General features: G+C 75.2%; 1 protein-coding gene. It reads left to right on the top strand.

Features of this window, described 5'->3' with window-relative positions:
* On the top strand, positions 1–210 hold a 210-nt coding region (locus tag ASF20_RS24500; protein ID WP_162242644.1), incomplete at both ends, for a hypothetical protein.

Raw genomic sequence — 210 nt, 5'->3', positions numbered from 1 at the left:
GCCGTCCTGGAGACGGCCGGGTCGACCGGTTCGGCCACGGCCCTGACCCTGCAGGGCACGGCCGGCTTTGCCGACCGCGACCTGACCGACGCCCACAGCGTCAGCGTCTCGATGCAGGGGCGCGGCTTCATCGGCGCCATGAGCGCCGCCATCGTCGCCGACACCACGGGCGGCGGAGCGGGCCGGCTCGTCTGGACCTGGAACGCGCCC

Source organism: Methylobacterium sp. Leaf88 (assembly GCF_001422795.1).
Taxonomy (GTDB): Bacteria; Pseudomonadota; Alphaproteobacteria; order Rhizobiales; family Beijerinckiaceae; genus Methylobacterium.
The sequence above is the reverse complement of the archived record's forward strand: the minus strand, read 5'-3'. Positions and strand labels throughout refer to the sequence as shown.